The sequence below is a fragment of the Phenylobacterium sp. genome, assembly GCF_030698145.1.
Taxonomy (GTDB): Bacteria; Pseudomonadota; Alphaproteobacteria; order Caulobacterales; family Caulobacteraceae; genus Phenylobacterium.
The window spans coordinates 1-18438 of sequence record NZ_JAUYNW010000007.1; the positions used below are offsets into that span (position 1 = coordinate 1).

Annotated in this window: 20 protein-coding genes; 12 read left to right on the top strand and 8 right to left on the bottom strand. The window is 68.4% G+C overall.

Annotated elements, in window-relative coordinates:
• Nucleotides 1-49 precede the first annotated feature (49 nt).
• Nucleotides 50-679, top strand: a complete 630-nt coding sequence (gene folE, locus Q8Q77_RS00345) for a GTP cyclohydrolase I FolE (RefSeq protein ID WP_305580014.1) — start codon at nucleotides 50-52, stop codon at nucleotides 677-679.
• Here folE and Q8Q77_RS00350 read toward each other — a convergent pair.
• A complete protein-coding gene (locus Q8Q77_RS00350) occupies nucleotides 676-1869 on the bottom strand; it encodes a serine hydrolase (protein WP_305580016.1) in 1194 nt (397 codons plus the stop codon). The two genes, folE and Q8Q77_RS00350, sit on opposite strands and share 4 nt — an antisense overlap.
• 62 nt (nucleotides 1870-1931) lie before the next feature.
• Nucleotides 1932-2834, bottom strand: coding sequence for a DUF817 domain-containing protein (locus Q8Q77_RS00355; protein ID WP_305580018.1), 903 nt, complete (start codon nucleotides 2832-2834; stop codon nucleotides 1932-1934).
• Between the two features lie 45 nt (nucleotides 2835-2879).
• Between Q8Q77_RS00355 and hisI the strand changes: the two genes are divergently transcribed.
• On the top strand, nucleotides 2880-3278 hold the full coding sequence (gene hisI / locus Q8Q77_RS00360; RefSeq protein WP_305580020.1) for a phosphoribosyl-AMP cyclohydrolase: 399 nt from the start codon (nucleotides 2880-2882) through the stop codon (nucleotides 3276-3278).
• On the top strand, nucleotides 3275-3901 hold the full coding sequence (locus Q8Q77_RS00365) for a LysE family translocator (RefSeq protein WP_305580022.1): 627 nt from the start codon (nucleotides 3275-3277) through the stop codon (nucleotides 3899-3901). Before hisI ends, Q8Q77_RS00365 begins: the two co-directional genes overlap by 4 nt.
• On the opposite strand, the gene Q8Q77_RS00370 is transcribed toward Q8Q77_RS00365, so the two are convergent.
• Nucleotides 3898-5565 carry an alkaline phosphatase gene (locus Q8Q77_RS00370; RefSeq protein ID WP_305580024.1) on the bottom strand — a complete coding sequence of 556 codons (1668 nt, stop codon included), beginning with the start codon at nucleotides 5563-5565 and terminating at the stop codon, nucleotides 3898-3900. The genes Q8Q77_RS00365 and Q8Q77_RS00370 overlap by 4 nt on opposite strands.
• 68 nt (nucleotides 5566-5633) lie before the next feature.
• Here Q8Q77_RS00370 and Q8Q77_RS00375 point away from each other — a divergent pair, with 68 nt between their 5' ends.
• Nucleotides 5634-5936, top strand: a complete 303-nt coding sequence (locus Q8Q77_RS00375; protein ID WP_305580026.1) for a ferritin — start codon at nucleotides 5634-5636, stop codon at nucleotides 5934-5936.
• A gap of 331 nt (nucleotides 5937-6267) precedes the next feature.
• Here Q8Q77_RS00375 and Q8Q77_RS00380 read toward each other — a convergent pair whose 3' ends face one another.
• On the bottom strand, nucleotides 6268-6693 hold the full coding sequence (locus Q8Q77_RS00380) for a hypothetical protein (RefSeq protein WP_305580028.1): 426 nt from the start codon (nucleotides 6691-6693) through the stop codon (nucleotides 6268-6270).
• 55 nt (nucleotides 6694-6748) lie between these two features.
• Here Q8Q77_RS00380 and Q8Q77_RS00385 point away from each other — a divergent pair, with 55 nt between their 5' ends.
• The 4 genes from Q8Q77_RS00385 to Q8Q77_RS00400 all read left to right on the top strand — a co-directional run bounded on the left by Q8Q77_RS00385 (nucleotide 6749) and on the right by Q8Q77_RS00400 (nucleotide 12237).
• On the top strand, nucleotides 6749-7603 hold the full coding sequence (locus Q8Q77_RS00385; RefSeq protein WP_305580030.1) for a helix-turn-helix transcriptional regulator: 855 nt from the start codon (nucleotides 6749-6751) through the stop codon (nucleotides 7601-7603).
• On the top strand, nucleotides 7600-8604 hold the full coding sequence (locus Q8Q77_RS00390; RefSeq protein WP_371130375.1) for an RluA family pseudouridine synthase: 1005 nt from the start codon (nucleotides 7600-7602) through the stop codon (nucleotides 8602-8604). Before Q8Q77_RS00385 ends, Q8Q77_RS00390 begins: the two co-directional genes overlap by 4 nt.
• Nucleotides 8605-8818: 214 nt before the next feature.
• The gene (gene rpoH, locus Q8Q77_RS00395; RefSeq protein WP_305580032.1) at nucleotides 8819-9709 is read left to right on the top strand and encodes an RNA polymerase sigma factor RpoH; all 891 of its coding nucleotides are present in this window, start codon (nucleotides 8819-8821) and stop codon (nucleotides 9707-9709) included.
• A 215-nt stretch (nucleotides 9710-9924) separates the two neighbouring features.
• A complete protein-coding gene (locus Q8Q77_RS00400) occupies nucleotides 9925-12237 on the top strand; it encodes a TonB-dependent receptor (protein WP_305580034.1) in 2313 nt (770 codons plus the stop codon).
• A 153-nt stretch (nucleotides 12238-12390) separates the two neighbouring features.
• Here the strand turns inward: Q8Q77_RS00400 and Q8Q77_RS00405 are convergent, their stop codons facing one another.
• The 3 genes from Q8Q77_RS00405 to Q8Q77_RS00415 form a co-directional block, all read right to left on the bottom strand.
• Nucleotides 12391-13206, bottom strand: a complete 816-nt coding sequence (locus Q8Q77_RS00405; protein ID WP_305580036.1) for a response regulator — start codon at nucleotides 13204-13206, stop codon at nucleotides 12391-12393.
• Between the two features lie 89 nt (nucleotides 13207-13295).
• Entirely contained in the window at nucleotides 13296-14582 is a 1287-nt protein-coding gene (locus tag Q8Q77_RS00410; RefSeq protein WP_305580038.1) for an adenylosuccinate synthase, read from the bottom strand.
• A gap of 178 nt (nucleotides 14583-14760) precedes the next feature.
• Nucleotides 14761-15354: an acyloxyacyl hydrolase gene (locus Q8Q77_RS00415; RefSeq protein ID WP_305580039.1), complete on the bottom strand. Its 594-nt coding sequence runs from the start codon at nucleotides 15352-15354 to the stop codon at nucleotides 14761-14763.
• A gap of 101 nt (nucleotides 15355-15455) precedes the next feature.
• Here Q8Q77_RS00415 and Q8Q77_RS00420 point away from each other — a divergent pair, with 101 nt between their 5' ends.
• From Q8Q77_RS00420 to Q8Q77_RS00435, 4 genes are read left to right on the top strand one after another with little or no spacing between them, the layout of a single operon-like run.
• Entirely contained in the window at nucleotides 15456-15875 is a 420-nt protein-coding gene (locus Q8Q77_RS00420) for a VOC family protein (protein ID WP_305580041.1), read from the top strand.
• Entirely contained in the window at nucleotides 15872-16852 is a 981-nt protein-coding gene (locus Q8Q77_RS00425) for a threonine/serine dehydratase (protein WP_305580043.1), read from the top strand. Before Q8Q77_RS00420 ends, Q8Q77_RS00425 begins: the two co-directional genes overlap by 4 nt.
• Complete coding sequence (locus Q8Q77_RS00430) at nucleotides 16852-17208, top strand: GFA family protein (protein WP_305580045.1); 357 nt, start codon at nucleotides 16852-16854, stop codon at nucleotides 17206-17208. The genes Q8Q77_RS00425 and Q8Q77_RS00430 overlap by 1 nt, the downstream gene beginning before the upstream one ends.
• A complete protein-coding gene (locus tag Q8Q77_RS00435) occupies nucleotides 17205-17684 on the top strand; it encodes a GNAT family N-acetyltransferase (RefSeq protein ID WP_305580047.1) in 480 nt (159 codons plus the stop codon). The genes Q8Q77_RS00430 and Q8Q77_RS00435 overlap by 4 nt, the downstream gene beginning before the upstream one ends.
• A gap of 189 nt (nucleotides 17685-17873) precedes the next feature.
• On the opposite strand, the gene Q8Q77_RS00440 is transcribed toward Q8Q77_RS00435, so the two are convergent.
• On the bottom strand, nucleotides 17874-18438 hold a 565-nt coding region (locus Q8Q77_RS00440), incomplete at its 5' end, for an efflux RND transporter permease subunit (protein ID WP_305580049.1).

The following is an 18438-nucleotide window of genomic DNA, read 5'->3' on the forward strand; positions in this document are numbered from 1 at the left end:
GGGACCATCGTCCCGGCGCAACTCAGGCCCGGGAAAGAACCGCTCACACATGGACGCTCCTAGTCGCGACCGAACCCTGATCGGCGGCGCCGATCTTGATCTTGAAGCCGTGAAGCGCCCGACGCGCGAAGAGGCTATGGACGCCGTTCGCACGCTGATCGCGTGGGCCGGCGACGATCCCCGCCGCGAAGGCGTGATCGACACGCCCAAGCGGGTGGTCGACGCCTCTGGCGAATGGGTCGAGGGCTACAACCTCGACCCCGCCAAGGAGCTCTCGCGCACCTTCGAGGACGTGCAGGGCTATGACGACATCGTCATGCTGCGCGAGATCGAGGTGGAGAGCCACTGCGAACACCACATGGCCCCGTTCCTGGGCAAGGCCTACGTGGCCTACATGCCGACCAACCGGGTGGTGGGCATCTCCAAGCTGGCCAAGGTGGTCGAGATCTTCGCCCGCCGTCTCCAGACCCAGGAGACCATGACCCAGCAGATCGCCGACGCCATCACCGACAGCCTGCGCCCCGCCGGCGTCGCCGTGCTGATCGACGCGGCGCACCAGTGCATGACCACCCGCGGCGTCCACCACCGCCACGTGACCACGATCACCACCCAGTTCACCGGGGTGTTCAAGACCGACGCCACCCTGCGTCAGCGCTTCCTGGACTTCGTGAACCGCTAGACCTTCTTCGGAAGGCCCGACAGAAGCAGGTTGGCCGTGGCCTCGGGCGAGCCCTCGCCCGTGAGCGCCACGGCCACATAGGCCTGCTTCTCCAGCGAATAGGCGACCACCGCCTTGGCGCCCGGCAGTCCTCCAGAGTGGCCCAGCCAGGTGTCCGTGGCGCGCGGGTCGGCGGCCGCCAGGTCGCTGACCATCACGCCCAGCCCGTAAAAGCCGGGCCCGACGCCCGTCATGGGATACAATCGCAGGAACCTCCGTCGGGTCTGCTCGGCGCCGTGCAGGCGATTGGACATCAGCGCACGCCAGAACCTCACCACGTCTCCGGCCGACGCCGCCACGCCTGCCGCGGCGAAGGGCGTGGTCACGTCGTCGTCGGTCCCGCCCGCCACGCCCGGCGGCGCCAGGGGCGCCATGCCGGCCAGGACCTGGCGCGGCGCCAGGATGTCGGTCTCGCGCAGATCCAGGCGCTCGACGATGCGGCCGCGCAGGGCCTCGTGGTAGGGCCTGGCGTCCACCGCCTCGATGATGCGGCCGAGGTGGACGTAGCCCGTATTGCTGTAGCTCCAGGCCAGACCGGGGCAGAAGACCGCGGGCTGGGCGTTGGCCGCCGCCAGCAGTTGCTCGGGCGGCTTGTAGCCCGGCGCCGCGCGCAGGGCCGGGTCGTTCTGGAAGCTGTAGAGCCCGCCGGTATGGCAAAGCAGGTCCTCGACCGTGATCCAGGCGGCGTTGGGCGCTTCCGGCGCCCAGCGGTCCAGGGTGGCCTCGAGGCTGAGCTTGCCCTCCTCCGCCATTTGCAGGATCGCGGTCGCGGCATAGGCCTTGCCGACGCTGGCCCAGAAGAAGCGGCTGGGCAGGGCATGGCCCTCCGTGGCGACGCGGGTCTGGGTCCAGATCGCGCCGTCGGCGGTGGCCAGGGCCGCGGTCAGGGCCTGGGTCTGCATATGGCCCGCGGCCTGGGCGAAACGCGCCTCCAACCCGTCGCTGGTGACAGGCGCCAGGCGTGAGCTTCCCGCCTTGGCCGCGGCGTCCAGCTGCCAGGCGCCGAGCTGGGCGCGGAGCGGCGGCCCGGCATAGGCCACGCGGCTCACGCAGGCCTTGGGCGCCTTCGGGCGCTTGGGCGCGGCCGACAGTCCGCTGGGAACAGCCATGGCCGCGGCGGCGGCGAGCAGGGTTCGGCGGCTGGCGGTCATGGTCAGGCTTCCTGCGGCGGCGATCCCCTCTTCGGGCGCAACCGGGGCGATAGAATGGCGGTTCAGCCCGTCGGCTCGGCCTGGCGCGCCCGGGCCTTGGCCGGCGCCGCGTCCCGCGCCGGCGCCCGCTCCGGACGATGAACCACGGTGACCAGGACGAAGCTCAGCATCATCAGCAGGTACCACGATCCCAGCTTGCCGAGGGGCACCAGGCTCCAGCCGTCCCGCTGGCTCGGATAGATCCAGGCCGAGGTGAAGGTGCCGACGTTCTCGGCCACCCAGATGAACAGGGACACCAGGCCGAAGCCCAGCAGCATGGGCATCCGCCTCACCTTCAGGTCGGGGGTGAACTGGAACAAGGCCCGGCCGAACAACACCGCCGAGAGGGCGAACAGGCCCCAGCGGATATCGGGCAGATAGTGGTGGGTGAAGAAGTTGAGATAGGCGAGGACCGCCAGCACCCACGGCCCCCAGAGCGGCGGATAGCTCTCGAAGCGGATCTCGAACAGGCGGATGGCGCGCGCCATATAGGAGCCGACGCAGGCGTACATGAAGCCCGAGAACAGCGGCACGCCGCCAATCCGCAGGAGGTTGGATTCCGGATAGATCCAGGACCCGTGAGCGGTTTTGAACAGTTCCATGCCGGTCCCGACCACGTGGAAGATCAGGATCACCACCGCTTCCTCGGGCCGCTCCAGGCGCGTGGCCAGCAGCAGGCCCTGGATCACCACCGCGGCGACCACCAGGAAGTCGTAGCGCGCGAGCGGCGCATCATCGGGCCAGAAGAAGCCGGTGAGCAGCAGCAGGGCCAGCATCGCCCCGCCGAACAGGCAGGCCCAGGCCTGCTTCAGGCCGAACAGCAGGAACTCGTAGGCCCAGCCATGCCATCGGCCGCGCTGCGCCCACGGCCGGGCGTAGGCGTCGAAGGCCGCGACCCTGGCCTTGATCCGATCCTTGAGACTCATGGCGCCACGCTAGCGCGAAGCCTCGGAACGGCGCCATATGCCGCCATGACCAGACCCCTCTTCCCCACCGCCTCCACCACCGACATCCTCGAAAAGGGCGACGTCCTCGCGCCCCGGTTCGACGCCAACGGCCTGATCGCCGCCATCGCCACCCACGCCGAGACCGGCGAGGTCTTGATGTTCGCCTGGATGAACGACGTGGCCCTGGAGCGGACGCTCGCCACCGGCGAGGCCCACTATTTCAGCCGCTCGCGCAACGAGCTCTGGCACAAGGGCGCCACCAGCGGGCAGATCCAGCTGGTCGAGGAGGTCCGCATCGATTGCGACCAAGACTGCGTCTGGCTCAAGGTCTTCCCCGAGGGGGACGGCGGCGCCTGCCACACCGGCGCGCGCTCGTGCTTCTATCGGGTGGTCGAGAACGGCAAGCTGAAGGTGCGCGAATGAGCGTCGCCGAGGCCCTGATCGCCTTCACCCTCGCCGCCGGCCTGCTGACCCTGACGCCAGGTCTCGACACTGCGCTCATCCTGCGCACGGCGGCGGTGGAAGGACCCAAGCGCGCCGTCCTGGCGATGGTGGGCATACTGGCGGGCTGCTTCGTCTGGGGCGGCCTGGTGGCCTTCGGTCTCGGCGCCGTGCTCGCGGCCTCCGCGCTCGCGTTCGCCGTCCTCAAGTGGATCGGAGCGGCCTATCTGCTCTGGCTCGGGATCGGGCTGGTCCTCAGGCCTCGAGACCGCTTCGAGGTGGGGACCGCCGCGGCCTTTTCGGGAGACGACGCCACCTGGATGCGGCGGGGCTTCCTGTCGAACCTGCTCAATCCGAAGATGGGTGTCTTCTATGTTTCGTTCCTGCCCCAGTTCCTGCCGCAGGCGGTCCCCGCCGCGCCTTTCATGCTGCTGCTGACCGCGATCCACGTGCTGCTCGGCGTGATCTGGCTTGGACTGCTGATCGCCGCCACTCAGCCCATCGCCAAGCTCCTGAGGCGGGCCGCCGTCGTGCGCTGGCTGGACCGGGTGACCGGCGGCGTGTTCATCGCCTTCGGCCTGCGTCTGGCCCTGGACCGGCGCTAACCCTCGATCAGCGCCGAGACCCCGCCCGCCTCAGGCTTCACCCGGAAGGTCTTCAGCACCTTGGTCTCGTAGGTTTTGGCCAGGATCGTCGAGACGACCACCATCTCGGCCTTGGCCTCCTCGCGGCTCAGGGTCAGCAGGACGAACCCCTTGGCGGCCTGGTCGTTGAACACGACCTCCGGATTGGCCGAGGCGAACACCTCGCCCACGGAGAAGGTCTTGATCGCATCGCCGCCCCCAGGGCTGGTGACCCCGGTGGTCCCGAACTCCACGGCCCGCAGCGCGCCGCCGTCGTCGCGCAGCTCGTTGGCCCAGAACGAGTGGCTGTCGCCCGACACCACGATGGGACGGGCGCCGGCCGCCTTGACCAGGCCATACAGGCGCTCGCGGGCGGCGGGGTAGCCATCCCACATGTCCAGGCCGTAGGGGAGGCCGAGCCCGGCCAGGCGCTCCAGCCGCTCCAGCCGCGTGCGGCCGTTCTTGGTCTCCTTGGCCATCACCTCGGCCAGCTTGGCCTCGCCCAGCTCCTTCTTGAGGCTGGGCGCCATCAGCCGGCCCATCACCACCTCGTTGCCGAGGATCTGCCAGGTCCGGCCGGCCTTCACCGACGCCTTCAGGCCCGCGCCCAGCCAGGCCTCCTGGGCTGGGCTCATCATCATCCGGGACGGATCTGCGAGCTTCGCCTTGAAGGCGGCGACCTCGGCGGGGCCGCCCGGCTCGGGGAGGTCGCGGTCATAGTTCAGCTGCTTGACCCGCGCCGTGATGCGCGTCTCCAGCATGAACAGGCTGGCCAGGTCGCCGAACTGGAAGCTGCGATGGATCGCCGGGCCGCCGTCGGCCGGCTCGCGGATCGGCATCCACTCGTAGTAGGCCTTCACCGCGCGGGCCTTGCGCTCGACCCAGTCGCCCTCGATCTCGGGGGTATGGTTCTGGGCGCCGTCGGAGAAACTGTCGTTCGCCGTCTCGTGGTCGTCCCAGACCACGATCCAGGGCGCGCGGGCGTGGGCCGCCTGCGACTGCGGATCGGATTTGTACTGGGCGTGGCGGCGGCGATAGTCGGCCAGGCTGAGGATCTCGTGCGGCGGATCGTGCGGTCGCTCGCCGGCCACGGCGGAGTTCATCCCGTAGGAATCGGGCCCGCCATACTCGTAGATGTAGTCGCCCAGATGCAGCACCGCGTCGACGCGGGGCAGGTTGGCGATCGCCTCATAGGCGTTGAAGTAGCCGTTCGGGTAGAGCGTGCAGGAGGCGACGGCCAGGACCACGTCCTTGGTCGGGCCGCTGGGCAGGGTCCGGGTGCGGCCCCTGGACGAGGTCACGCCGTTGGCCTCGAACTCGAAGGTGTAGCTCCGTCCGGCGTCGAGGCCTGTAGCGTCGATCTTCACCGTCCAGTCGCGGCCGGGACCGGTCTTGCCCTCGCCGGACTTGGCGCCGCCCGCGCGGCGGTCCACGGGATTGAGCTTCCAGCGGTAGGCGATCTCGCCCGCGGCCGGATCGGCGGGGGTGATTCGGGTCCAGAGGATCACCCGGTCGGCCAGCGGATCGCCCGAGGCCACGCCGTGCTTGAAGGCCACCGCGCCGGAATAGGCGTCCCGCGCCACGGCCGGGGTCGCGGCCGCCCCGAGGCCCAGCAGGGCCAAGGCCCGACGTCGATCGATCCGCATCCCGTTTCCCCCTGGCGCATTAAGGCTAAGCTCTCGACCGAGCCTTAGTGGAGGAGGATGACGCCCATATGTCCAGTGAAGGCCTACATGTCCCGCGCGAGAAACTGTCTCGCCAGACGCTCAACATGCACTACGCCATCACCTCACTGATCGAGGAGCTCGAGGCCGTCGACTGGTACCGCCAGCGGGCCGACGATTGCGACGATCCCGATCTGAAGGCGATCCTGCTGCACAATGCCCGCGAGGAGATCGAGCACGCCTCGATGGCCCTGGAGTGGATTCGCCGCAACGACGGCGTGTTCGATGCCCAACTCAAGGAATACCTGTTCTCGACGGGCTCGATCGCGGCCCACGAGGAGTTGGCGAAATAGATTGATCCGGGGAACCCCAACGGCCACCCCCATGGCCTGGGCTCCCCGGATCAGCTTTCGGCGTACCGAAAGCTATCTCGGAATAGGTCGTCGGGGTCGGTCACGAGCAGTGCTCGTGCGACGGGGCATGACCTGGCCCGTCGATCCGCAAGACCCGCCGGGCCCCCCAGGACGCCGGCGTACTCGAATACCGCCCCGATCGGTGGGATCGGGACACGCGGAGGACGGCGGCTACGCCCGCGGTGGCGCTTAGACGACGCCGCCGCCTCCGGTGATGATGATCCGTCGTGGGGTACCGGATCATCGCAGAGCTGCTCTAGGCCCGAAGGCGTCACCCCGGTTTTTTGGCCGGGTCCGCAGTTCTGATTTCGGCTGAAACCGCGCCGGACGGCGCGGAAATGGCTTGCGAAACTTGGGAGGAGGCCAGGACCGGCGCCGCATTGGCGGGGGCGACGATGACGATGGTCAGGGCGCCGGCCAGACAGGCGGCGGCGAAAACCAGGGGCATGTACTTCATCGCTTGCTTCCTTCCGATCCCAGCGGTCTGCGCCGCCGTTTCGTTGAGATGATGTGTAGGTGCATGCGGCGAGATCGCGCAGGTGCAGCGGCGCGCGACGGCGTGCGCAACGGTTGCAGCCTCGAGATTCAACCGTCGCGCAACCGGCGCACAACAATCGCGCAACCGGTTGCACACTGTTGTGCAACGGTTGCACGACAGGTTGCATTTCGGCGCAGGTGTGGAATCATGGGATGTCATGCACGTCGCCACGCCCTTCTCTGAGAAACTGGATCTCGTCTTGAAGGCGCTCTCCATGAGCCGTGGGCGTCTGGCGGCTGATCTTGGAGTCGACAAGTCGCTGGTGGGCCGTTGGGCCTCCGGCGCGGTAACGCCCTCGGCGCACAATCTCGAGAACCTGACCAAGCTGGTGACCAGCAAGCGCTCGGGCTTCACCATGCTGGACTGGGACCGGGACATCGACTCGCTGGCCCGGGTGTTCGGCCTGGAGCCCGCCAATGGCCACACCCAGCAGGCCAAGGCCAACGGCCACGCGGTCGGCCTGCCGCTGCCGGGCCTGGACCTGGTGCGCATGGTCACCGAGCGCCGCGCCGGCACCTATGAGGGCTTCTGGCGCAGCACCCGACCCTCCATCGCGATGCCTGGCAAGATCTTCCATGACTACGGCATGATCCGCCGCGGCCCCGAGGGCCTGCTGGAATTCAAGATGGGCGGCTCGGGCCTGCTGTTCGACGGCTGGATGCTGCCGGTCGAGGGCCAGCTCTTCGCCATCCTGTTCGACACTGTCGGCCAGACCCCGGTGTTCCTGATCTTCAACGGCGTGTCCCTGCACAAGGCCGTGCAACTGGACGGCCTGATCCTGGCCGCGGCGCTCAACGCCGCGCGGACGCCCTCTGCCTATCCAGTGGTGCTGGAGCGGCTGGGCGACCTCAGCGGCCACCGCGAGGCCGATGACGCCGAATATGCCGAACTGCTGACCCGCGACACCGCGGCCACCGACGAGACCGCCCCGCCCGCCATGCGCGACCACCTGATCCGCGATATCGGGCCGACCCCGGCGGCGGCGGGGGTGGGTGAGATGTTCCTGCTGTCGAGCTGGGCCAACAGCCTCTCCAAGGGCCTCAGTCTGGGCGGAAACCTGCAAGGGTGATCGTCCCCGAACCTGAGGACGACGACGCGGGCCTCGACGAGGCGTTCGCGAGACTGGTGACGCTCGCCCCGGAGGAAGCCGGCGGGCGCCTCGACAAGACCCTGGCCGAAAAGCTCCCCGATCTGTCGCGCGCCCGCATCCAGGCCCTGCTCGCCCAGGGCCAGATCAGCCGCGGCGGAACGACGCTCTCCGACGCCTCGGCCAAGGCGCAACCGGGCGACTACCGCCTGATGATCCCCCCACCCCTGCCGGCCGACCCGCAGCCGGAGGCCATCCCGCTCATCGTGCTCTTCGAGGACGCCTATCTGATCGTGGTGGACAAGCCGGCCGGCATGGCCGCCCACCCGGCGCCGGGCAATGAGACCGGCACCCTGGTCAACGCCCTGCTGGCCCACTGCGGCGATAGCCTGTCGGGGATCGGCGGAGTAGCGCGGCCCGGCATCGTCCACCGCATCGACAAGGAGACTTCGGGCATTCTGGTGGCCGCCAAGAGCGACGCCGCCCACCAGGGGCTTTCGGCCCTGTTCGCCGCTCACGATATCGAGCGGGCCTATGTCGCCCTGACCCGAGGCGCCCCAAGCCCCGCCAAGGGAACCATCGAGACGCGCCTGGGCCGCTCCAGCAGCGACCGCAAGAAGATGGCCGTGCTGAAGACCGGCGGCCGCGAGGCCATCACCCACTACGCCGTCGAGCGCGCCTTCGGTCCGGAGGGCAAGCCGCTGGCCGCGCGGGTCATCTGCCGGCTGGAGACCGGCCGCACCCACCAGATCCGCGTCCACATGGCGTCCAAGGGCGCCCCCTGCCTGGGCGACCCGACCTACGGCTCGGGCCCGCCCGCCGCCGCGGTGCGCGAGGCCATCGCCGAGAGCGGCCTGAAGCGCCAGGCCCTGCACGCCGCGCTCCTGGGCTTCGTCCATCCGGTGACCGGCGAGACCTTGAGGTTCGAGAGTCCCCTGCCCCCCGACATGGCGACGCTGGAAGCACTTCTCTCAGCGCTGTGAGAAAGCTTGCGGCCCGCTCGCCTTGATGCCGCCGCCATGGGGGGCTAGAAATACCCGAGTTGAGCAGTCGGATTATTCAGGGCCGTTGGTTTCTCCCAGACCTTGGCCTTACGCCCCGAGCGACCAATACCTATCTGTGGTTTGGAGGGGCGGACGGTCTCGCGCACGCTTGCGCTGAGCGACCCGAAAGTCCGCTAATATGAGGGGATCTTCCATGGCCGCAGCCCATGCGCTTGCCGTGATGTCGCCGGAAGGCGGCCTGAGCCGGTATCTGACTGAAATACGCAAGTTTCCGATGCTCGCCAAGGACGAGGAGTTCATGCTCGCCAAGGCCTGGAAAGAGCATGAGGACTCCGAAGCCGCCCATCGGCTCGTCACCAGCCACCTGCGCCTGGTGGCCAAGATCGCCATGGGCTATCGCGGCTACGGCCTGCCGATCGGGGAAGTGATCTCCGAGGGCAATGTGGGCCTGATGCAGGCGGTGAAGAAGTTCGAGCCCGACAAGGGTTTCCGCCTGGCCACCTACGCCATGTGGTGGATCCGCGCCTCGATCCAGGAATACATCCTGCGGTCCTGGAGCCTGGTGAAGATGGGCACGACGGCGGCGCAGAAGAAGCTGTTCTTCAACCTGCGCAAGGCCAAGAGCCAGATCAGCGCCTTCCAGGAGGGCGACCTGCGGCCCGACCAGGTCAGCCAGATCGCCACCAAGCTGGGCGTCCTCGACGAGGAGGTCATCTCGATGAACCGCCGGCTGTCGGGCCCCGACGCCTCGCTGAACGCGCCCCTGCGCGTGGACGGCGAGAGCGAGTGGCAGGACTGGCTGGAGGACGAGACCGCCGTCAGCCAGGAGACCTACGTCGCCGAGAACCAGGAGCGCACCCTGCGCATGAGCCTGCTCGAGGAGGCGATGACCGAGCTCACCGACCGCGAGCGTCACATCCTGACCGAGCGGCGGCTGAAGGACAGCCCGACCACCCTCGAGGACCTGGCCTCGCAATACGGCGTCAGCCGCGAGCGGGTCCGCCAGATCGAGGTCCGGGCCTTCGAGAAGCTCCAGAAGTCGATGAAGGCCGCGGCCGAAGCCAAGAACCTCGTGGCCGCCTGATCGCAGCCGTCCGTCGAATTGAAGCCGTCGCGGAATCCCCGCGGCGGCTTCGTCGTATCCGGGCATTGACGCGAAGGTAAGCTGTGCAAGGGTTTGGCGCCGCCTGACCAATCCGTGGACGGAAGTGACCTATCGGTCGCTTCCGGTCCGATTCCGGCTGGGCTGCGCATGTTGCGCCCCGACATCCTCATCGGAACTGGACGATGGGGATAATCATGAACACGTCGAACTTCGCGCCGCGCACAACGTTGCGCGCCCTTCTGCTCGCCGGCGCCTTGGCCGCCCCTGCCTCCACCGCGCTCGCCCAGCAGGTCGAGGAGCTGGTGGTGACCGGCCGCCGGGTCTCGGAGGCCGCGGTCGCCATCGGCACCGACGAGACCACCGCCACGGTCTCCATCACCCGCGAGGCCCTGCTCTCGGCGCCGGCCGGGATCACGGGGCTGAAGATGCTGGAGAGCCTGCCAGGCTTCAACGTCCAGGCCAACGATGCGCTCGGCATGTACGAGTTCGGCAACTCGGTGACCGTGCGGGCCTTCTCCTTCACCCAGATCGGCTTCCTGCTGGACGACGTGCCCATGGGCCGGTCCGACCAGTTCGGCGGCTCGCCGATCTACCGCTACGTGGACAACGAGAACCTGCTGCGAGTCCAGGCCTCGTCCGGCGCCGGCGACGTCAGCCTGCCCAGCTACGCCTCGCTTGGGACGATCGTCGACTATTTCACCACCCCGCCGAAGGAAGAAGCCGGTGCGCGCGCCAGCTTCACCATGGGGTCCGACAGCCTGTTCCGGAACTTCCTGCGCCTTGACACCGGGGTCCACGCCGGCTGGTCGGCCTACATCGCCCGCTCCGACATCCAGTCCGACCTGTGGCGTGGGTCCGGGACCATCGACCGCGAGCACATCGAGGGAAAGGTCCGCTACCAGTTCGAGGGCGGCGCCGATGTCACCTTCCAGGCCGTCTACAATGACTATTTCGACTTCGACTCCCCGGCGATCACCAAGGCCCAGTACGTGGGAACCACGGTCGACCCCTTCGGGCGCAAGGGCCGCTTCTTCCCCTACCTGAACTATGTGCCGGTCCTGACCCCGGCGGCGGCGGGGGTCACCTACTCCAACGCCCTCTACAACCAGTATTACAAGCAGGCGATCAACTCGCGGACCGACTACCTCTACGCGCTCACCCTAAAGTCCCCGATCGGCGAGAGCGTCGATGTCTCGGCCACCGCCTATTACGAGGACAAGGAAGGCTACGGCGTCTCGCCCGAGGCCTACGCCACCTCGCTCGCCGCCCACAACGCCGAACGCCTGATCGTGCCCGGCCTGTTCGCCCCGCGCGGCCTGCAGTACGGCCTCTCCACGGTCGACGGCGACCGCAAGGGCGTCAGCGGCAAGGTCGAATGGCGGATCGCCAACCACACCGTCCAGGCCGGCGTCTGGTACGAGGAAGACTTCTACCACCGCACCCAGGCCCGCTATAACCATGCGGGCGGCAATCCCGATGGCGCCCCGCTGCTCAGCGAACCGGTCCACCGGCAGCGCGACTTCGTTTCCACGCGCGAGACGACCCAGGTCTTCGTCAAGGATGTCATCAGCCTGTTGGACGACACGCTGAAGCTAGACCTGGGCTTCAAGGCGCTCAGCATCGACTACCAGATCAGCGGCGCGCGCAATCCGGGCGACTATATAGCCGTGCGCCGCCCGACCCTGAGCGCGGAATGGGAAGACAGCTTCCTGCCGCAGGTGGGCGCGGTCTACGACATCACCGGCCGCGACCAGGTTTTCGCGTCCTACGCCGAGAACATGGCCCTGCCGCGCGGGGCCGATGACGTGTTCTCCGCCGCCAGTCCGCTGGTCCCGGCGCCGCAGGCCGAGACGGCCAAGAACTGGGAGGTCGGCCTCCGCACCAACCGCCCGACGTTCAACGCCTCGTTCGTGCTCTACAAGACCAGGTTCGCCAACCGGCTGCAGTCGTTCTCATCGGTGGTGCCAGGGTCGACCACCACCGAGACCTTCTTCCAGAACGTCGGCGAGGTGGACGCCCACGGCGCCGAGTTCTCGGGCCAGTGGAAGCCCGACCTGTTCGCCGGCAAGGTCTATTTCAACGGCAACCTGTCCTACAACATCGCCACCTTCCAGGATAACTACGCCATCGTCTCGGGCGGGGTGACCACGGTGGTGCCGATCGCCGGTAAGTCGGTCCCCGATTTCCCCGACATCGTGTTCCAGGGCGGCGTCACCTTCGAACCCACCGACTGGGCGCTGTTCAACCTGTCGGCGCGGCACATCTCCCAGCGCGACACGAACTTCATGAATACCGAGATCACCAAGGGCTACACGGTGTGGAACGCCTATATGGACATCGGTGAGCTGGGCGAGGGTCCGCTGAGCCGCCTGAAGTTCAGGCTCAACATCGATAACCTGCTGGACGAGGACTATCTCGGCACCATCAACACCACGACCACAACCACAGCCAGCTTCCGGCCAGGGCCGCCGAGGACGGTGCAGCTGACCCTGTCGGCCGAGTTCTAAGGGTCACGACCAAAACTGTTCGTCATGGCCGGCCTTGTGCCGGCCACCCATAGACTCCGTCACCCGAGTCTTGCCTGAGCCGACCGCGTGAATGGGTCCCCGGCACAAGGCCGGGGATGACGAGCAAGATGTGGATGACCTGGCGCGGCCGCGCTAGGCCGCCTGCCCGGCCTCGGTGTCTTCGCTGGGCAGCAGGGTCAGCAGGGCGGCGGCCTCGCGGGCGATCTCGGCCTGGTCCATCACGCCCCGGTCAGTGACGATGGCCAGGTAGCGCTGGAAGTCGGTGGCCATGGCCGCAAGCTTCAGGTCCTTGAGGCCGTTGGCCGCGCGATGCAGTTCGACCATCTGGGCCATCATGGCGCGCATGGCCTGGCGCGGATCGCTGGTCACGGCCGGGACCGCGGACTTGAGGATCTTCAGCGCCTGGATGATGCGCGCCTCGTCGGTGGTGGCGATGGCGTCGGAGCGGCGCTTCAAGGGGCCGGTATAGTCGCCGGAATTGAACCTGCGCCGGTCGGGGCCGATGTACTGCACCGCCTCCACCCAGTCGCGGGGCCGCAGGGTCACGGCCTCCAGGCGGCGCAGCAGGTCCTTGGCGGTGTAGGGCTTGCGCAGGAACTCGTGCACCCCGGCGTCGCGTGCGGCCATGATCCCGGAGGGCGTGGCGGTGGCGGTGATCATGATCACCGGCGCCATGCGGCAGGCGATGTCGGACTTGCGGAGCTGGCGGGCGAAGTCGACCCCGTCCACGTCCTGACCCTGCAGTTCCACGAAGATCATCTGCGGATTGACCTGGCGCGCGGCGTCCAGGCCCTTGCGGGTCGAGACGGCGTTCCAGAGCTGCACCGGGGCGATGTTGCGCATCAGTTCGGCCAGCAGCCGCGCGCTGGCCGGCGCCGGATCGACGATCAGCACCTTCTGCATCAGCGGCGCCATCCGCTGGACCAGCTTGTAGTCGTCGTTGAACACGGCGCGGCGGCTCCGAAACACTCGAGCCCAAGCCTAGGCCCATCGTCCTTAAGATCGCCTTGACGAACGGCCTCCGCCTCGCGGCCGGATCAGTCCTGGAACGGGTCGCGCACCATGATGGTGTCGTCCCGCTGCGGACTGGTCGAGACCATGGCCGCCGGCGCCCCGATCAACTCCTCGACCCGGCGGACATACTTGACCGCGTTGGCCGGCAGGTCCTTCCAGGAGGTGGCCCCGGCCGTGCTCTCGCTCCAGCCGTCCATCTCCTCGTAGATCGGCACGAGGGCCGACTGCGCCTTCAGGCCCGCGGGCAGGTAGTCGAAGGTCTTGTCGCCCAGCTTGTAGCCGACGCAGATCTTCAGCTTCGGCAGGCCGTCCAGGATGTCGAGCTTGGTCAGCGCGATGCCGTCGATGCCGTTCAGCGCCACCGACTGGCGCACCAGCACCGCGTCGAACCAGCCGCAGCGGCGCGGACGCCCGGTGACCACGCCGAACTCCTTGCCCACGGTGCCCAGGTGCTCGCCGATCTCGTCGAACAGCTCCGTCGGGAACGGACCCTCGCCCACCCGGGTGGTGTAGGCCTTGACGATGCCCAGGACATAGCCGGGACCCTTAGGCCCAAGGCCCGAGCCCGCCGCGGCCTGGCCGGCCACGGTGTTGGACGAGGTCACATAGGGATAGGTGCCGTGGTCGACGTCCAGCAGAGCCCCTTGCGCCCCCTCGAACAGCACCCGCTTGCCCGACTTCACCACCTGGTCCAGCAGACGCCAGGCCGGCTGGGCGAAGGGCAGCACCTTGGGCGCGACCTCCTCCAGCGCCGCCAACAGCTCCGCGCCGTCGTACTCCGGCAGGCCCAGGCCCCGGCGCAGCGGCGTGTGGTGCGCCAGCAGGCGGTCGATCTTGGCCTCCAGGGCGTCGCGGTCGGCCAGGTCGCCGACCCGGATGGCCCGGCGCCCGACCTTGTCCTCATAGGCCGGGCCGATGCCGCGTCCGGTGGTGCCGATCTTGTTGACCGCGGCGGCCTCGCGGGCCTGGTCGAGGTCCCGGTGAAGCGGCAGGATCAGGGCGGCGTTGTCGGCCAGGACCAGCAGGTCGGGGGTGATCTTGACCCCTTGGGCGCCCAGCTTGGCGATCTCCTCCAGCAGGTGCCAGGGATCGACCACCACGCCGTTGCCGATCACCGACAGCTTGCCCTGGACCACGCCGGAGGGAAGCAGGCTGAGCTTGTAGACCTGATTGCCCACCACCAGGGTGTGGCCGGCGTTGTGGCCCCCCTGGAAGCGCACCACCACGTCGGCGCGGTTGGACAGCCAGTCGACGAGCTTGCCCTTGCCCTCGTCGCCCCACTGGGCGCCGATCACCGTGACATTGGCCATGCAGATACGATCTCCCGGCCTGCCGAGAAAATCCAACCACGCCCTTCGACAGGCTCTCGGCGGGTGGACTGAATCGATTTTAGGAAGCGGTTGCGAGCGCCTTCAGGCGACGGGCAGCCGTTCGGCGGGTGTAGACCAGCGCGGACGGGGCGCGTCAAGCCCCCGTCCCCGCAACGCCTCAGAAGCGGCGGCTCAGGCGCAGGCCGGCCTGGTCCATGCCCTGGTTCTTGCCGCTGGCGAAGATCTGGCCGTTGGAGATGTGCACCCAGGACAGCTCCCCCGACCAGCGGTCGTTGAACCGGTAGCCCAGGGACAGCTCCGGCTGGAACAGCACCTGGGAGCCGAAGTCGATGCGGGTGTTGTAGAGGTGCAGCCGCCGCGCGATCTCCGCGGGGGTCAGCCCCGGGGCGTTGACCGGCGGCAGGTCGGTCTCCCCGTCGGTATAGGCCAGCCCAAGCCCCGGGCGGAAATACAGCTTCTCGGTGATGGCGATGGGCCAGGAGAGGCCGGCGGCCACGTAGTTCGAAGTGTTCTCGCTGTTGAGCGAAAGGAAGGCGTGGGCCTGTGGGCCGCCGATCATCGCCAGGGCCTCGACCCGTTCGCTGCGCACGCCGACGTGGATATCGACGCCGTCCTCGCGGCCCGCCGCGCCGACCCCGAAGGTCTCGCCGAGGAAGGTGATGTCGTGGCCGTAGGCCCCCAACAACAATTCGGCCGCCGTCGCAGGACCGGCCAGGGCCGCGATGGCGGCCGCCGTCAAAAGCAAACGCATGGATGAACTCCCCAGCTCGATGACCAACCTAGTCGTCTCTGCGGCGGGTTCAAGGACGCCGGTGGCTCGCGCGAAGGCTCGCGTCGCGGTATGACGCGGGCATGACCCGACCTCGCTTCCACCTCGCCTTCCCCGTCCACGATCTGGCGCAGGCGCGCGCCTTTTACGGCGGGCTGCTAGGCTGTCCCGAGGGACGTTCCAGCGCCGATTGGATCGACTTCGACTTCTTCGGCCATCAGATCGTCGCCCACCTGGCGCCCGACGAGGTCGGCCACCGGTCGACCAGCGCCGTCGACGGCGAACAGGTCCCTGTCCGCCACTTCGGCGCGATCCTGACCCTGCCCGAGTGGCAGGCCATGGTGGGGAAGCTGGAAGCCGCGAAGGTCAAGTTCGTGATCGAGCCGCAAATCCGCTTCGAGGGCGAGCCGGGCGAGCAGGCGACCATGTTCTTTCTCGACCCCTCGGGCAACGCGATCGAGTTCAAGGCCTTCGCCGACGACGCCATGGTGTTCGCCCGGTGAGCGTCACCCTGGCCGATATCGAGGCCGCCGCCGGCCGCCTTAAGGGCCACGCCGTCGAGACCCCGCTGATCGAGAGCCCGGCGCTCAACGACCGCCTGGGCCGCCGGGTGCTGATCAAGCCCGAGACCCTGCAGCGGGTCGGCGCTTTCAAGTTCCGCGGCGCGTTCAACCGCCTGGTCCAGCTCTCGCCCGACGAGCGCATGCGCGGCGTGGTGGCGTTCTCGTCCGGCAACCACGCCCAGGGCGTGGCCCTGGCGGCGAAGCTGCTCGGCATGCCGGCCCTGATCGTCATGCCCGCCGACGCGCCGACGGTGAAGGTCGAGGCGACCCGCGGCTATGGCGCGGAGATCCGCCTCTATGACCGCCTGACCGAGGACCGGGTGACCATCGCCGCCCAGATCGCCGCCGAGCGCGGCAGCGTGGTCGTCCCGGCCTTCGACGACCCGCACATCATCGCGGGCCAGGGCACGGTTGGGCTGGAGCTGATCCGCCAGGCGCAGGCGCTGGACGTGACCTTCGACGTCGTGGCCTGCCCGATCGGCGGCGGCGGCCTGCTGGCCGGGGTGTCGACGGCGGTGAAGGCCCTGTCGCCGAACACCGCCATCGTCGGGATCGAGCCCACGGGCTTCGACGACACCCTGCGATCCCTGCAGAAGGGCGAGCGGGTCACGCTCACCCCCACCACCCGCTCCCTCTGCGACGCCCTGGAGAGCCCCGCGCCTGGCGAGCTCACCTTCCCGGTGCTGCTGAAGACCGTGGTCGACGTGGCCCTGGTCACCGACGCCGAGGTCGCCGAGGCCATGCGCTACGCCTTCTCGGTGCTGAAGCTGGTGGTCGAGCCTGGCGGCTCGGTGGGCCTGGCCGCCCTGCTGGCCGGCAAGGTCAAGTCCTGGAGCGACGGGACCACCGGCCTGATCCTGTCGGGCGGCAATGTCGATCCCGAGCTGTTCGCCAAGGTCCTGCGCAAGGAGCTCTGATGATCAAGGGCGGCTGTCACTGCAAGGCCACCCAGTTCGAGGTCGCCTCCACCCCCAAGGACGTGAACTGCTGCAACTGCTCGCTCTGCAGCAAGCGTGGCGCGCTCTGGGCCTATTACGACGAGGCCGACTTCCGGCTGGTCACGGCGCGCGAGCGCATCTCCACCTACCAGACCGGCGACTACTGGATGAAGCAGCACTTCTGCGCGATCTGCGGCTGCGCGACCTTTAACGAGGGCCCGGGCTGGAAGGACGGCGAGGTCGACTTCACCGTCAACCGCATCAGCGTCAACGCCCGGCTGTTCGACGACTACGACCTGGCCCAGATCCCCGTCCGTTACTCAGACAACCGATGATCCGCCCGGCCCTGGACTCCGACTGGCCCGCCATCTGGGCGATTCTGGAACCCACGATCCGGGCGGGAGAGACCTACGCCCTGGCGCGCGACATGGACGAGGCGCCCGCCCGCGCCTACTGGCTCAACCCCGCCAACGACGCCTTCGTCCTCGAGGAGGACGGCCAGGTGCTGGGGACCTACTACCTGCGCGCCAACCAGGCCGGCGGTGGGGGCCATGTCTGCAACTGCGGCTTCATGACCGGCCAGGCGGCGCAAGGCAAAGGCGTCGCCCGCGCCATGGGCCTGCACGCCCTGGACCACGCCCGCGCCCGCGGCTTCCGCGCCATGCAGTTCAACTTCGTGGTCGCCACCAACACCCGCGCCGTGGCCCTATGGGAGAGCCTGGGCTTCACGAGCGTCGGACGCCTGCCGGACGCCTTCCAGCATCCGACGCTGGGCTATGTCGACGCCCTGGTCATGTTCCAGGCGCTGTGAGGTCGGACACACCAGCCGCACCCACAGCCCCGCGCCTTGGCTCGTCATGGCCGGGCGCAAGTCCCGGCCATCCATAGCCGCCGCGTCTGCGAACAGAATTCAGAGCGTCGCGTCTATGGGTCCCCGACACGCGCTCCGCGCGGCCGAGGATGACGAGTTGAGAACACGCGCTACATCGGCCGATAGCGCCTAGAACCGATCCTCCGGCGCCACCTGAGGCGTCGCCTCGCGGGGGGTGACCAGCCTGGCCAGCTTGGGCTTCAGCCAGTTCTCGAAGTCGTCCACGAACTCGTAGACCACCGGCACCAGGACCAGGGACAGCAGGGTCGAGGTTATCAGGCCGCCGATCACCGCCACGGCCATGGGCTGGCGGAACTCCGCGCCCTTCTCCAGAGCGAAGGCGGTGGGCAGCATGCCGGCGGCCATGGCCATGGTGGTCATGACGATGGGGCGCGCCCGCTCGCGGCAGGCCTCGATCAGCGCCTCGCGCTGCTCCATGCCGTCGCGCTCGCGCTCGATGGCGTACTCCACCAGCAGGATCGAGTTCTTCGCCGCCAGGCCCAGCAGCATCAGGAAGCCGATCAGCGAGGGGATGGAGAGCGAAAGGTTGAACACCAGCAGGCCGAAGAACGCCCCGCCCACCGCCAGCGGCAGGGCCGAGAGGATGACGATCGGCTTGAAGAACGACCGGAACAGCAGGACCAGCACGCCGTAGATCATCGCCACGCCGGAGAACACCGCCAGGCCGAAGGAG

Excerpts from the sequence above, each read along its gene's own strand:
- Q8Q77_RS00355 (WP_305580018.1), bottom strand. The coding sequence starts at position 2,834 with ATGAGTCTCAAGGATCGGATCAAGGCCAGGGTCGCGGCCTTCGACGCC.
- hisI (WP_305580020.1), top strand. The coding sequence starts at position 2,880 with ATGACCAGACCCCTCTTCCCCACCGCCTCCACCACCGACATCCTCGAA.
- Q8Q77_RS00375 (WP_305580026.1), top strand. The coding sequence starts at position 5,634 with ATGTCCAGTGAAGGCCTACATGTCCCGCGCGAGAAACTGTCTCGCCAG.
- Q8Q77_RS00400 (WP_305580034.1), top strand. The coding sequence starts at position 9,925 with ATGAACACGTCGAACTTCGCGCCGCGCACAACGTTGCGCGCCCTTCTG.
- Q8Q77_RS00430 (WP_305580045.1), top strand. The coding sequence starts at position 16,852 with ATGATCAAGGGCGGCTGTCACTGCAAGGCCACCCAGTTCGAGGTCGCC.
- Q8Q77_RS00385 (WP_305580030.1), top strand. The coding sequence starts at position 6,749 with ATGAGCCGTGGGCGTCTGGCGGCTGATCTTGGAGTCGACAAGTCGCTG.
- folE (WP_305580014.1), top strand. The coding sequence starts at position 50 with ATGGACGCTCCTAGTCGCGACCGAACCCTGATCGGCGGCGCCGATCTT.
- Q8Q77_RS00365 (WP_305580022.1), top strand. The coding sequence starts at position 3,275 with ATGAGCGTCGCCGAGGCCCTGATCGCCTTCACCCTCGCCGCCGGCCTG.
- Q8Q77_RS00410 (WP_305580038.1), bottom strand. The coding sequence starts at position 14,582 with ATGGCCAATGTCACGGTGATCGGCGCCCAGTGGGGCGACGAGGGCAAG.
- Q8Q77_RS00435 (WP_305580047.1), top strand. The coding sequence starts at position 17,205 with ATGATCCGCCCGGCCCTGGACTCCGACTGGCCCGCCATCTGGGCGATT.
- Q8Q77_RS00380 (WP_305580028.1), bottom strand. The coding sequence starts at position 6,693 with ATGACATCCCATGATTCCACACCTGCGCCGAAATGCAACCTGTCGTGC.
- Q8Q77_RS00415 (WP_305580039.1), bottom strand. The coding sequence starts at position 15,354 with ATGCGTTTGCTTTTGACGGCGGCCGCCATCGCGGCCCTGGCCGGTCCT.
- Q8Q77_RS00370 (WP_305580024.1), bottom strand. The coding sequence starts at position 5,565 with ATGCGGATCGATCGACGTCGGGCCTTGGCCCTGCTGGGCCTCGGGGCG.
- Q8Q77_RS00420 (WP_305580041.1), top strand. The coding sequence starts at position 15,456 with ATGACCCGACCTCGCTTCCACCTCGCCTTCCCCGTCCACGATCTGGCG.
- Q8Q77_RS00350 (WP_305580016.1), bottom strand. The coding sequence starts at position 1,869 with ATGACCGCCAGCCGCCGAACCCTGCTCGCCGCCGCCGCGGCCATGGCT.
- rpoH (WP_305580032.1), top strand. The coding sequence starts at position 8,819 with ATGGCCGCAGCCCATGCGCTTGCCGTGATGTCGCCGGAAGGCGGCCTG.